Raw genomic sequence first — 14,557 nt, 5'->3', positions numbered from 1 at the left:
GCTGGGCGTCAACCGGCTGGATAACGTCGAGTTCGTCGACGGTGGCAACGGCGTCGCCGCGGGCTGGGGCAGCACCACCTATCAGGTGAATGCGACCTATCAGGTCAATCCGGCGCTACCAACCCTGACACCCAAGGACCTGCCGGCGGGCGACAACGTCGTGCAGTTGTATCAGTCGGGTCGCAACGACAGCATCGATGGCTACATGGAGGTGTCCAGGTCGGTCTCCGGCATCCAGGCCGGTCACCGCTACAGCTTCTCGGTGTACACGGCCGTGCAGGGGGCGACCGGTTTTGCCTTCATGTACTGGGTGGATGCCAGCGGCAAGCTCATGAGCTACACCTCCGCCACCAGCGCCAGCACGAATGCGGGCGAGGCGGGAGGTGGTACCAGTCTGGCGAACTACAAGCGTCTGGTCGCTACTGGCGTGGCGCCGGAGGGTGCGGTCGGTGCCATTGTGGTGATCCGCAAGGGCAACAGCGTGGCGGGCGCCGGGATGTCCCGTCTGCTGGCGGCGCATGCGCAGTTCGAAGAAGTGCCTGCTGCCGGTGTCGATGCCAGCCCGTGGACACGGCCACTGATCGCTCGCAGTGCCGATGACCGGGTGACCAGCTACGTCTATGACGCCCTGGGTCGCCAGCGCTTCAGTGTCGATGCCCTGGGCTATGTCAGCGAGCGCAGCTACGACGCCGCCGGCAATGTGGTCGAGGAAACCCGTTACGCCAACAAGCTGCAGGGCCCGCGCGACAGCGTTTCCCTGCAGAAGCTGGGCGTCAACCGCCTGGACAACGTCGAGTTCGTCGACGGTGGCAACGGCGTGGCCGCGGGCTGGGGCAGCACCACCTATCAGGTGAATGCGACCTATCAGGTCAATCCGGCGCTACCGACCCTGACACCCAAGGACCTGCCGGCGGGCGACAACGTCGTGCAGTTGTATCAGTCGGGTCGCAACGACAGCATCGATGGCTACATGGAGGTGTCCAGGTCGGTCTCCGGGATTCAGGCCGGTCACCGCTACAGCTTCTCGGTGTATACGGCCGTGCAGGGGGCGACCGGGTTTGCCTTCATGTACTGGGTGGATGCCAGCGGCAAGCTCATGAGCTACACCTCCGCCACCAGCGCCAGCACGAATGCGGGCGAGGCGGGAGGTGGTACCAGCCTGGCGGACTACAAGCGCCTGGTCGCCACCGGCGTGGCGCCGGAGGGTGCGGTCGGTGCCATCGTGGTGATCCGCAAGGGCAACAGTGTGGCGGGTGCCGGGATGTCGCGCCTGCTGGCGGCGCATGCGCAGTTCGAAGAAGTGCCCGCTGCCGGTGTCGATGCCAGCCCGTGGACGCGTCCACTGATCGCCCGCAGTGCCGATGACCGGGTGACCAGCTACGTCTACGACGCCCTGGGTCGCCAGCGCTTCAGTGTCGATGCCCTGGGTTATGTCACCGAGCGCAGCTACGACGCCGCCGGCAATGTGGTCGAGGAAATCCGTTACGCGAACAAGCTGCAGGGCCCGCGCGACAGCGTTTCCCTGCAGAAGCTGGGCGTCAATCGCCTGGATAACGTCGAGTTCGTCGACGGTGGCAACGGCGTGGCCGCGGGCTGGGGCAGCACCACCTATCAAGTGAACGCGACCTATCAGGTCAACCCGGCGCTACCGACCCTGACACCCAAGGACCTGCCGGCCGGCGACAACGTCGTGCAGCTGTATCAGTCGGGCCGCAACGACAGCATCGATGGCTACATGGAGGTGTCCAGGTCGGTCTCCGGCATCCAGGCCGGTCACCGCTACAGCTTCTCGGTGTACACCGCCGTGCAGGGTGCGACCGGTTTCGCCTTCATGTACTGGGTGGATGCCAGCGGCAAGCTCATGGGCTATACCTCCGCCACCAGCGCCAGCATGAATGCGGGCGAGGCGGGAGGCGGCACCAGCCTGGCGGACTACAAGCGCCTGGTTGCTACCGGCGTGGCGCCGGAGGGTGCGGTCGGTGCCATCGTGGTGATCCGCAAGGGCAACAGCGTGGCGGGTGCCGGGATGTCGCGTCTGCTGGCGGCGCATGCGCAGTTCGAAGAAGTACCCGCTGCCGGTGTCGATGCCAGCCCGTGGACACGGCCACTGATCGCTCGCAGTGCCGATGATCGGGTGAGCCATTACACCTACGATGCCGTTGGCCAGTTGAAGAACGTCAGCGACCCCCTGGGCTATGTCGAGGCCTACAGCTACGACGCCTTCGGCAACCGTACCCGCCTGACCAACAAGAACGGGCAAACCTGGAACTACCGCTATGACCAGGCCGGGCGGTTGCTCGAAGAGATCACCCCGACGCTCTGGCTTTCCAGGATGGACAGCAACGGCCATGGCACTGGCCAGTCGGTATCGCTGGTCACCCGCTATGGTTACGACGCCTTCGGCAGTGTCATCAGCCGCAGCGAGGGCCGTCTGCGCGCCACCGTCGACAGCGACCCGGCCCTGGATGATGTGAGTCAGGCGCGGACCAGCACCTTCGGCTATGACGCCCTGGGTCGTCAGGTACGCATCATCAGCCCGGGCTGGTACGACAAGGCCAGCGGGCAGTACCAGCAGAATGCCGACGGCAGCGCCAATACCTTCCAGGTCACCACTGAAGTGACCTACGACGCCCTCGGCAATGCCGTGCGCAACCGCGTGCGGGTCAACAACACGGGTGTCGCCGCCCACGACTACGTCGACAGCTACAAGGCCTATGACCTGCTGGGCCAGGTGCGCTATGAGGTCGATGCGCTCAAGGGCGTGACCGCCTACGAGTACGACGGCTTCGGCCAGGCCGTGTTGACCCGACGCAACGCCTTGCCGCTGAATGCGGGGGTACCCGCCAGCGGCTACTACCAGGTGGGTGACTTCAACGCCAGCACCGCGCCGTCCAGCCCAGGCAATGACCGCACGATCATCACCCGCTACGACCGCCTCGGGCGCAAGACCGAAGTGCAGCAGGACCTGGTCAGTCTCTATGCCTTCACCGGCAACGTGGCCACCTCGGCGCTGAAGAATGTCGCGCCGGTGAAGGCCTACAGCTACAACGCCTTCGGCCAGGTAGCCCGGGAAACCGTGCTGGCACGGGATAGTGCCGGTAACTCGGTGATGGAGCAGATCAGCACGGTCAACTACTACGACCGGGCCGGCCAGCGCATTGGCACGGTCGATGCCCTGGGTTACTACACCCGCCTGGAATACACCGGCAGTGGCAAGGTCAGTCGCCAGGTCGAGTACGCCAGCGCATTGACGGGCTGGAGCGAATCGTCGATTCCTGCGGCGGCGACAACGGGCAAGGATCGCAGCGTGCGCTTCGTCTACGACGCCGCCGACCGGCTGGTGCAGACGGTGCGGGAGAACGCGACCTACTGGCAACAGTCCTTCGCCAGCAATCCCGCCCGGGCGACCATGACCCAGGTTACCGGTGATGTAGTGGTCAGCCGCAGCACTTACGATGGCGTCGGTAATGCACTGACCCTGACCGATGCCCTGGGCAACGTCACCACTACCACCTACAACGCCCTTGGCCAGGTGGTGAAAGTCACCGAACCGGCGCGCTATACCGCACGCGCGGGTGCCGCCAATCCGTTCGACAGCGCGGTATATGCTTCGCCGACCACGCTGTATGAAGTCAACGCCTTCGGCCAGGTCTTGTTCGAAGTCCACAGCGCGGGCGATGGTCAGGCTGGCCTGCAGCAGTTCAGCCGCAGTGTGTATGACGCGGCGGGGCATCTGATCAAGGAGTTCGATGCCGCAGGTTCTGCGCAGAACTTCAAGGTTGACGCGGCGGGTCGACGCCTGGAGGAAACCCGCGAAATCTACAGCGTGCTCACGGGCTGGCGCTACGTCAGCCAGACCCTGCGCCGCACCTTTGCCTACGACAGTCTCGGCCAGCAACTGAGCACCAGTGACTGGTACGACAACGGCACCAGGAGCACCACCAACGCGGTGATCTACAACCGCTTCGGTGAGGTAACCGCCGAACTGCTCAACGGCAACTACAAGGCCAGCTACGCCTACGACCAGCTCGGCAATGCCACCTGGCAGACCAACGCCCAGGGCACGACCCGTATCGACTACGACCTGACCGGCAAGGCCAGCCGCAGCATGCAACTGGGCGATCTCAACACTGCGACCGACGACCGCGTGACCTATGTGCGCAACGACCTGCTGGGTCGTGTGCTGGAGCAACACCTGCCGGCGTTCGAGGCCAACGTCAACGTCGACACCCTGAACAACGTCAACCTGACCCTGACCACACCGATCATTCGCCAGGCCAGCGATCGCTGGGGCAATGTCCTGACGCGCATCGATCCACGCGGTTATGTCACCCGTTACACCTACGACCACAACAACCAGGTGCTCACCGAGACCCTGCCGGAAACCGACATCCTGCGCGAGAACGGCAGCAGCTATCGGGCCAGCCTGGTCCACGAGAAACGCTATGACGCTCTCGGTCAACTGACGGAGGAAGCGGACCTGATCGGCGGTGCCGTGCTGCGCAGCCGCCAGCATGTCTACAACCAGGCCGGTGAGCTGGTGCGGGATATCGATGCGCTGGGCGCTTCGCGGTACTACATCCAGGACGCCCATGGCAATCGGGTAGGTACCTACGATCCGCTGGGTATCGTCACGGTGGACGGCTATGACGCCATGGACCGGCATACCAGCCATGGCATCGTGCGCAATGGTCAGCAGGTGACCTTGCTGACCAACCAGTACGACCAGGCGGGGCGGTTGTATGGGGAGATCAATGGCAGCAGTACGGTTTCGGAAAGTCTGACCAGCACGCCGAATGCCGATGGTTCCAGCACCATTGCCGGGGTGATGGGCAATACCAGGTTCACGGTATTCGACGAGCGCGGGAACATCGTGCAGACGCGCAACGAGTCGAACATCCAGAAGACCTTCGTGTTCAACGAGGCCAACCGCAAGGTGGCGGAGATCGATGGGCTGGGGAACAGCTTGACCTGGACGTACAACGAGTGGGATTACGGGCGCTTGACGGCGCGGACGGACCTTTCCGGGCAAGGGGTCAGCTATTCGTACAACGCATTTGGTCAGTTGCTGAAAGAGGCCAAGCCGAGTTACTTCGAAGGCCAGCTCTGGGGATCTCAGGACAGGACCTACGAGTACTACGGCAACGGTTCGGTCAAGAGCATTCGCGATGAGTCGGTAGGCTCGATCTGGGGTGACACTCAATGGTCGGTTGCGACATATCAATACGATCAGGCAGGACAACGCCTGCGCGAATATTCCCAGTCTTATTACAAAGGCACGATGATTTTCTGGTTCGAAGCCTCCGGGCAAACCGAACAGCGCTTCAAGTTCGATGAACTCGGTCGCCTGAAGGAAGTTAAAGCTCCGGCGGGGACAGAGCAGTCTGGTTGGATGGTTTTTACAGCATTGACGGGGCGCGTCGACGCGCTGAGGTACGACTATGACGAACTGGGCAACCGGCGTCGTGCATATATGGACACCACCAACCAGTCCGGCGTCAGAACGGTCATCGACGATTGGTACCGGTACGACCTGGAGGGACGGGTGCTTGTCGGAAAGGGCTATCAGAGCAATGGCCAGGTGCTCGCGGGCAAGGCCAAGGGCTATGCGGTTGCCTATGACGCCGCCGGCAGAAGGCTGTCGTCCGAAGAGTGGAGTGCTTCGATCACCGGTGGCGAACGCTATGCCCGCAGCACCTACAGCTACAACGACATGGGCCAGGTGCTGGAGGCCCGCAGCGGGCTGCTGACCCGTGCCGCCGGTGCCGATGCCTCTGCCGCGGTACTGGGTGCGGACCCGGAAAAGGTCCTGTTCAGAACGACCTACGACGAACTGGGCAATCGTTCCAGCCAGATGTCCTATACCAACAACGTCGCGACAGAACGCACGACGTATCGCTTCCGTGGTGACGGGCAGTTGATCAGCCAGGTAGTTGCGAAACTGTCCGGTGGCGCAGAGTTGAAGACCCAGGCCAATTATTTCGGTGAAGCCGGGATGATCGACGCCGCCGGCAACCAGGCGTCCTATCGCTATGTGGTGTATGGGGCCAATGGGGTTTCCGTCAGTTATCAGGGCAGGTACGTACGAACTTTTGCCCTCTTCGATACCTACAAAGAACAAAACATCGAAGTGACCGCCGATATTCCCAGCCAGGCGGGCTGGACCAGCACCCTGCACGATGCACGTGGAAACGCAGTGTCGGTGCAGACTTACAATGGCTCGATCCTGAATCAGAGTTTTACCTCGAACAAGGAGGGGCTGCTGACTTCGCGGACGGGTAGCGACAACCAACACACGCAGAGCTATCTCTATTACCAGGGGGCGGCGCTGGCCAACTACGGCAACCTCAGTGCGGCACAGATCACCGATACCCTGAGCCCCATCTCCGAGGAATATCCAGGCCGTACCCCGGGTAACTATGTGGTCAGCCAGGGCGACACCCTGGCCAGCATCGCCCAGGCGGTCTGGGGCGACTCGAAGATGTGGTACCTGATCGCCGATGCCAACGGTATCGATCCGGCCCAGGGCCTGGTTGTTGGCGACAGCATCCGGATTCCCAACGTCGTCAGCAGTACCCACAACGACGCGACTACCTTTAAGCCTTACAACGCCAGCGACGTACTTGGCGATACCACGCCGACCCCGGTGTTCCCGCCGCCGCCCAAGCCGAAGAAAAAGAAGTGCAAGGGTATCGCCTCCGTTGTGATGGTGGTCGTCGCCGTAGTGGCCACGGTATTCACCGCAGGTGCGGCCGCATTTGCCATGACGGCGGCGACCGGGACGTTGACGGTGGGTGGTGCGGTGGGCGCCGGCATGGCAGCAGTGGCCGGTGGCACTATCGCGGGAGGGTTTGCGGTCGGGGTGGCAGCATTCGGTATAGGCGCAACGGTCGGTAGCCTTGCATCCCAGGCGGTCGGTAAAGCCATGGGCGTGGTGGACCACATTTCCTGGAGGCAGGCTGCCGTGGCCGGACTTGGCGGAGCCATCGGCGCCGGGATTACCAGTATCGCGGCCGGTGCGAATAGCACGCTGGGCAGCGCACTGGAGGCGGCGGGTAAATCGAGTGCTACCTGGCAGCAGGCCGCCATTGCCTATGGTGCGCAGGGCGTAGCGGGCTATGCGGGGAGCTACGTCGCCAGCAAGGTAGTGGGGCTGGATACCTCATTCAGCTGGCGGAACATGGCGGCGTCGGCGGTGAGCTCAATAATCGCTGGCTCAATCAATCAAGGCTCTGGTTTCTGGGATAGGACTGTTCGCGGACAGCTCAGCGCGCATAGTTCCGCCTGGATGAGAGACAAGTGGTTCGGTGGTGATCGGCCGGATTATGGGCAGGTTGCGGCGGATGCGTTTGGTAATTCGCTGGTGGACTACGCAGTTGGCCAGATGAGGTCCTCGGTGGACGAAAAGCAGAAGAATGCCGAGGTACGTGAAAAGTATCGCTATGCGATGGCTTCGACAGATGTAGACAGTGCCCAAGGGTATATGTCTACCGATACGCCTAATTGGAAAGGTGCGGTTGATCCTGATCTGAAGTTTCTGGCAGAGGTTAGGGAGTCAGGTTGGTTCAGTGTTTTGTCTTCAATGGCTGATGAAGACTATGCGTCCTTCTCCTATGAAGGTAATGGCTCAAAAGGGGCGTTTGATCTTTACTCTGATGTGCCAAAAGCCCCAGAGATTGACCCGGTCACTGGTAAACCTCTGGTTTCAGTGTCCCCTGAACGAAGCTGGCGTGATAGATATAATGATTTCTATAATGATTACGCGGTGATTTCACCTGTTCGTCTCAATGGGGACTTGATCCACGATTCCATTGCGGAAACTGCTAATTTCTTTTCCTTGGGCATTAATGGAATTCCGCTTTTGCTGGGAGGTGCGGATGAGCTCTTGGCTTGGGCAGGGTTTGGCGGTATTGGTCGCCTTTCTCCGGTTGGTTTAGCACCTCAAACTGTCCTGAAAGCTGAAGCTTCTTTGCTGAAGCAGGTTGGTCCTGTTTTAAGTGATGTGGCTTCTGCAGTCGCAGCTTTCCCTCTACTAGGAAGAAGTAAGGCAGCTGTAAATATAGACGAGAAGTTTGTTTTTAAAACCTACAGTGGTAGTGTTCATGCGCCTGATTTTGTAGGCCCTTACCCGCGTGATATGGGGCCCGTTTGGGTCAAGGCTATGCCTGATTCAACTCAAGCAGAGCTTGATCAAATTCATGCATATATAAAGCTAAGTAATGAGGCCATTGCAGCTGGGGCCTTGTCACCGACGGGGCGAGTGTCGACGGGAGGTGAGTTGAGACGAAGCGCTTCAATGGCAGCTGCGATTGAGCGACGCAATGCTATCAAGGCAGGCACGCCATATGTCGGCCATGTAGGGCACGTACCAGATACTACGTGGGTCGGGCGACCCGCTCCCTACACTTGGCTAGATCTATCACCTCGTGTAAATTTAAGCCTTGGTGGGCAAGCAGGTGGCTATCCACTTGGCTATAAGCCAGTGATTTTTGTGTTTGATGGAGGGGTGAAATGAATTGGCCTGAAGAGATCGTTAAGTTGGTCATTGTCAAACAAGCATTGGCCGAAGTTGATAGTACAGGGTTGTTTCCTTTCTACTTGCCTGGAGTTGCTGCGGAAGAGTTATCTATCGGAGCAGTGGAACGCCACTTTGAGACCGGAATTGATAAGAAGTATGCAGGTTTTCTACGTTATGCAAATGGGTGGCGTGGAGTTTTTCAGTCGGTCGACTTGTTTGGGACGGATGACTTGCTCGGTAGTGAAAAAATGGTGGCTGCCAAAGAGATGTTGAGATACATAGATGATGGCGTCATTTTTTCTGCTGGTTTCAGCCGGGAAGACCTTCTGCCGATCGCTGCAAGTGCTTTGGATAAGGACTTGTTTGTTATTGCAAAGCCAGGCTCCGCTTCTCCTGGGGAAGTTTTGTGGCTGGCCGGCGATCTAGTTGATAGGTTTGAGAGCTTTGACGAGTTCTTCTTGTCGATGGTTGACTATAATCGGGCGGATGTTAGCTTTCTCCGGGAAAACCCCCAGAGTTGAGTTGGGATTAATTTATTAAGAAAAATAGTCTTTGTATGGTTAGAACTTCAAAAGCGCAAGGGCGTGAGTTCTGGATGTGTTTTCACCTCAGGCCAGTGCATGGTGTGAGGTAGTGATAAGCGATCCTGCTTCATTTGTAGGGTTTCAGGGAGAGCAGTTTGAAGACGTTTGAATCAGCTACCGCCCCCTCCAGTTCGAGGAAGTAACCGAAGACCAGGTCCACGGCGCTCTTGACCACCAGCCCTCAGATCGCTGTCGGTACCGCTAAAACCCCAACGCCCCTAAACCTTTCCCAAATCCTCGGCATACAGCTCCCATAGAGGCTGCATTCACCGCAGCCAACGCATTCTCCGGGGCCCTCCATACTGCCCCGAACGATCAGGGGATCAGGGACAATGGTTGCAGTCGTCGCCGGCAATGGCCTGGGTTTGTTCAACACCTCGCTCAACACCCTCGGCGCCGCCGCGGGCTCGTTCGGCCAGGGCACGCTGGGGCAGGCCGGGGGCAAGGCCTGGGTCAATGCCAGTACCGGCAACCTGATCCTGCGCTTTACCGACGAACAACTCTCCGGCCAGGGCCAGGACCTGTTCCACACCCGCACTTACAACACCCTAGGCACGCTCAACGATGGCGACGGCTGGCGTTGGGACGGCGAGCGTCGCGTGATCCTCACCGGCACCGCTCTGGCGGCGGGCAGTCGCCTGACCCGCACCACCGGCGATGGCCATGAAACGGTCTACAACTGGAACGGTACTCGCTATCAGTCGACGGAGGGCGACGGCGCCCACGACTTTATCCAGTGGGATGCGCAGACCAGCGAGTGGTACTGGACCGACGGCTCGACCCGCGCGGTCGAGCGCTACAGCGGCAGCACAGGACTGCTCAACTCGGTACGCGATACCAGCGGCACGCTCATTACCTACGTCTACAACAACGACAAGCTGAGCAGCGTCACCGACAGTTCCGGTCAGGCCCTGCTGATGGTCTACAACGCCGCCGGCAATCTGGCGCGGGTCGATACCCGGACGGTTGTGGGCGGCCCGCTGACCCAGCAGGTGTATTACGACTATGACGGCTACGGCCGTTTGATCCAGGTGAGCACCGACCTCAGCCCGGACGACAACAGCATCGCCGACGGCAATGTCTACAACACCACCTACACCTACGACGGCAGCAGCTTCCGCATCGCCAGCATCAGCCAGAGCGACGGCAGCACGGCCAGCTTCACCTATGTGCAGGTGGGCAGCGAGTATCGGGTGAGCACGGTCACCGATGCCTCCGGCACCAGTACCTTCAGCTATGACCTGGTCAATCGTCGCACCGGCGTGCGCAATCTACTGGGTCAGGAGTGGGCCTATTTCCACGACGAGAAGGGCCAGCTGACCCGTGTCCAGTCGCCCAGTACAGATGGCGAGATCTATTACACCGGCTATCAATACGACGCCGACGGCAATGTCACCCGGGTCACCGATACCTATGGCAATGCCGTCAGCTATGCCTACGACGAGCGCGGCAACCGCATTCTCGAACGCGATCCGAAAGGCGTCACCGTGGCGCGGGTGTACAACGCGGCCAACCAGATGCTCAGCGAGATCCGCTACAGCGTACCGACTACCTGGGATGCTGCGAGCGCTACCTGGACCGAACCGCCCGCCAGCTCGGCGCAGGTGACCCGCTACGTCTACGACTACGCCGAGCGCCTGCGCTTCGTGGTCAGTGCAACGGGCAGTGTCGTCGAGTACACCTATGAAGCCCGCGGTCTGCGGGCGCAGGAAATCGTCTATGGCGGCAACCTTTATCCGGTAGCCGGGCCGGCAGACACCAGCGCGCTCAGCGAGTCGTCCCTGGCGGCCTGGGGGGCTGCGCAGGACCACGCGAAAACCCGTCTGACCGGGTTCAATTACGACTATCGCGGCAATCTGATCCTGCGCGTGGCCTACGCCAATGTCGACGCCAGCGGCAACTGGCTGCTGGACAGCGCGGCCGAGCTGACCCGCTATGTCTACAACGCCCAGGGCCAGTTATTGCAGACCCTCGCCGGGCGCGGGCAGGATCGGGGCACGCAGGTTCTGCTGAGCTCCACCACCTACGACGGCATGGGCCGAGTGCTTGGCCAGATGGACGCCAGCGGTACTCGTACCACCGTCTACAACGGCAGCCAGCGCAGCATCGCAGTGACTACCGCCAGCGGCCTGACTCTGACCCAGGTCTATGACGCCCAGGGTCGTTTGATCGGAATTCAGGAAACCGCCGCCGGCGGCGTGTCGCGCAGCACCAGCTATTTCTACGATGCCGCCGGGCGCCTGAACATGAGGCAGGACGCCACCGGCGTGCGCACCTTTACGTTCTACGACCAGAGCGGCCGGGTAGGGGCGGAGGTCGACGGTGCCGGGAACGTCACCCGCTATAGCTACAACTACAACGACCAGCGCGTTGCCGAGCTGCGCTACGCGACGCCTGCCGATACCAGCGCCTGGTTCAATGGCGGCATGGTGAGCGTGACCCTGGCGCAGATCCTCCCGGCCAGCAATACGTCGGACCGCCTGACCCGACTCGAATACGATCAGGCCGGGCGCTTGACCAGCAGTACCGACCCGGCGGGTACGCTCACCACCTACAGCTACGACGGTCGTGGCCAGCTGATTCGCCAGCAGACCGGCGAACGTGTGACCCGCAGCTTCTACGACGCCGATGGCCGCCAGGTCGGGCAACTGGACGCCGAAGGCTACCTGCGGGAAAACCTCTACAACGCGGCCGGTCAGTTGCAGCAGACGATTCGCTACTCAGGTGTGACCACTGCGGCGCTGCGCGCCAACGGCAGTCTGGCCGAGTTGCGTCCGGCCTCGGGTGGTCTGAGTACCTGGAATTTCTACGACCTGGCGGGTCGGCAGATCGGCAGTGTCGACGAGAAGGGCTTCGTCAGCGAGACCGTCTACAACGAAGGCGGCAATACCCACCAGAGCATTCGCTATTTTACGGCTTACGCCGGGGTGCTGAATGGGTCGACCGGGTTCGCTGCGATTCGCGCGGCGGTTGCCCCGGGTAGCAGTGAAGCGGTCGTCACGTTCTACGACGATCTTGGACGGGTTGCCCGGCGCGTCGTCGCGGACGGCACCGTGACCACCTTCGAATACGATGCCGCCGGACGCCTGGTGCGTGAGACCTCCGCGGCTGGCACTGCCGAGGAACGCAGTACCCGCACCCGGTACGACGCCTTCGGCCAGACCCTCGGCAAGCTGCTCGGCGAGGCTTCGGAAAAAATCACTGTCGGCATGAGCGACGCGCAGGTTGCTGCCGTCTACAGCCAATACGGCATGACCTGGAGCTACGATCCCGCCGGGCGCGTGGCCAGCGTCACCGACGCCATGGGCAACCGGACTCTGTCGTACTACGACAACACCGGCCGCCTGACCCGGGTGATCAACGCGGTCGGCGAAGTCAGCGAGACGAAGTACAACGCCTTCGGCGATGCCGTCGAGCGTACCCAACTGGGCAACCGCCTGGCCGTGGGCACGGTCGCCAGTCTCGGCGGTGGCCTGCAGAGCGCGGCTCTGGACAGCCTGGTCGCGGCCATCCGCAATGCCAACCTCGACAGCCGCACCACCCAGGCCTACGACACCCGTGGCCTGCTGCTGAGCAGCATCGATGCCGAGGGCATCAGCACCACCAACCAGTACGACCAGCACGGTCAGTTGCTGCGGCAGATCCGCGTGATCGCCGGTGATCGCAAGGTCACCACGGCTTTCGGCTACAACCTGCGGGGCGAGAAGATCAGCCAGACCCGTGATGCTGGTGGCCTCAATCTCACCGACAGCACCGCCTATGACGCGTTCGGTCGCGTCATCCGCAGCACGGATGCCGCAGGTTTCATCACCAGCACCGACTACCAGGACAACGGCCGCACCGTGGTGGTTCGCGATCCCCTGGACCAGTCCCGCCGCAGTGAGTTCGACGCCTTCGGCCGTACCCTGAGAGAGGTCGATGCCCTCGGTCATGTCACTCAGTACAGCTACGACGGCAGCAACCGCAGCGTCACCGTGACGCTGCCCGACGGCACCCAGGTCAGCACCTGGAAGACCCGTCACGGCGAGACGCTGAAAGCGGTCGATGGCAAGGGCGCCGTCACCCAGTACGAATACAACCGCGAAGGTCAGCTGACCCGGACGATCGACGCTTTGGGCCAGGTGGCGGAGGTCAAGCGCTACGACAAGGCCGGACGCCTGAGCGAGAGCGTGGATGCCCGCGGGATCGTGACCCATCTCGACTATGACGCGGCCAATCGGGTGGTACAGCGCAGCGTCGATCCGACCGGACTCAACCAGCGCAGCACCTACGTGTTCGACACGGCGGGACGCCAGGTCAAGGTGGTCGAGTTCGCTGGCACCGCTTCAGCACGCACCACCGACTACAGCTATGACCGCAAGGGCCAGTTGACCCAGACCGTCGTCGATCCGAACGGACTGCAACTGAGCACCCGCTACAGCTACGACGGCGTGGGCAATGTGCTGCGGATCAGTCAGGGCACGGTGGGTGACCCGCAGCAGCGGGTCACCGACTATGTCTACAACGAGGCCGGGCAGCGGCGCTTTACCGTGGATGCGCTGGGCTATGTCAGCGAACGCAAGTACGACGCGGCGGGCAATGTCACAGAGGAAGTGCGCTACGCCAACAAACTGCAGGGCTCGCGTGAAACAGCGGCGCTGCAGAGGATGGGCAGCAACCGGCTGAACAACGCCTCCTTCGGCAACCCTGGCAGCGATGGGCTGCCGGCAGGCTGGGGGCTGTTCAACTGGCAGGCCAGCGGACAGGCGCAGGTCAACCCGGCGCAACTGGCGGCACTGCGGCCCCAGGATGCGGGCAGCGACAATATGGCCTTGTTGTATCAGGCGGGTCGTAGCGCGACGGAGGATGCCTACACCGAGCTCCGCCAGTCCGTGGGTCAGGTCACACCGGGTCAGCGCTACGCCTTCTCGGTGTATACCGCCGTTCAGGGCGCCACGGCCTGGGCGATCATCAGCTGGTTCGATGCCGACGGCAAATCCCTGGGCTGGACCGGCCTGGATCCGGCGAGCCTGAACCAGGCCGAGGCGAAGGGCGGTCAGAGCCTGGCTGACTACAAGCGCATCGTCGCCGAGGGGACGGCACCGCCAGGCGCGGCGACGGCGCAGGTACTGATTCGCAAGAACAACACCCAGGCCGGGCTGAGCGAGTCGCGATTGCTGGCGGTGCGTCCAAGCTTCGAGGTGGTGCCGGTCACGTCGAGTGCGGACGACCGGGTGACCCGCTACGTCCATGACGCTCTGGGTCGGCAGCGTTTCAGCATCGATGCCCTGGGCTATGTCAGCGAACGCAAGTACGACGCGGTGGGCAATGTCATCGAAGAGGTGCGTTACGCCAACAAGCTGCAAGGCTCGCGCGATGTGGCGGCGCTGCAGAGGATGGGCAGCAACCGGCTGAACAACGCCTCCTTCGGCAACCCTGGCAGCGATGGGCTGCCGGCAGGCTGGGGGCTGTTCAA

At 61.8% G+C, this 14,557-nt stretch carries 3 protein-coding genes; all 3 read left to right on the top strand.

The window, feature by feature from the left end:
• Window positions 1-160: 160 nt before the first annotated feature.
• Window positions 161-8,515, top strand: a complete 8,355-nt coding sequence (locus CHB99_RS29060) for a LysM peptidoglycan-binding domain-containing protein (RefSeq protein WP_212555932.1) — start codon at window positions 161-163, stop codon at window positions 8,513-8,515.
• Window positions 8,512-9,039, top strand: a complete 528-nt coding sequence (locus CHB99_RS29055; RefSeq protein ID WP_042130531.1) for an SMI1/KNR4 family protein — start codon at window positions 8,512-8,514, stop codon at window positions 9,037-9,039. The genes CHB99_RS29060 and CHB99_RS29055 overlap by 4 nt, the downstream gene beginning before the upstream one ends.
• A gap of 395 nt (window positions 9,040-9,434) precedes the next feature.
• On the top strand, window positions 9,435-14,557 hold a 5,123-nt coding region (locus tag CHB99_RS29050), incomplete at its 3' end, for an RHS repeat domain-containing protein (RefSeq protein ID WP_089266734.1).

It is taken from the genome of Pseudomonas japonica (genome assembly GCF_900188455.1).
Lineage (GTDB): Bacteria > Pseudomonadota > Gammaproteobacteria > Pseudomonadales > Pseudomonadaceae > Aquipseudomonas > Aquipseudomonas japonica.
This window is presented reverse-complemented; position numbering and strand designations above follow the sequence as displayed.

Coding starts and splice junctions, on each gene's coding strand:
- CHB99_RS29055 (WP_042130531.1), top strand. CDS start 8,512: ATGAATTGGCCTGAAGAGATCGTTAAGTTGGTCATTGTCAAACAAGCA.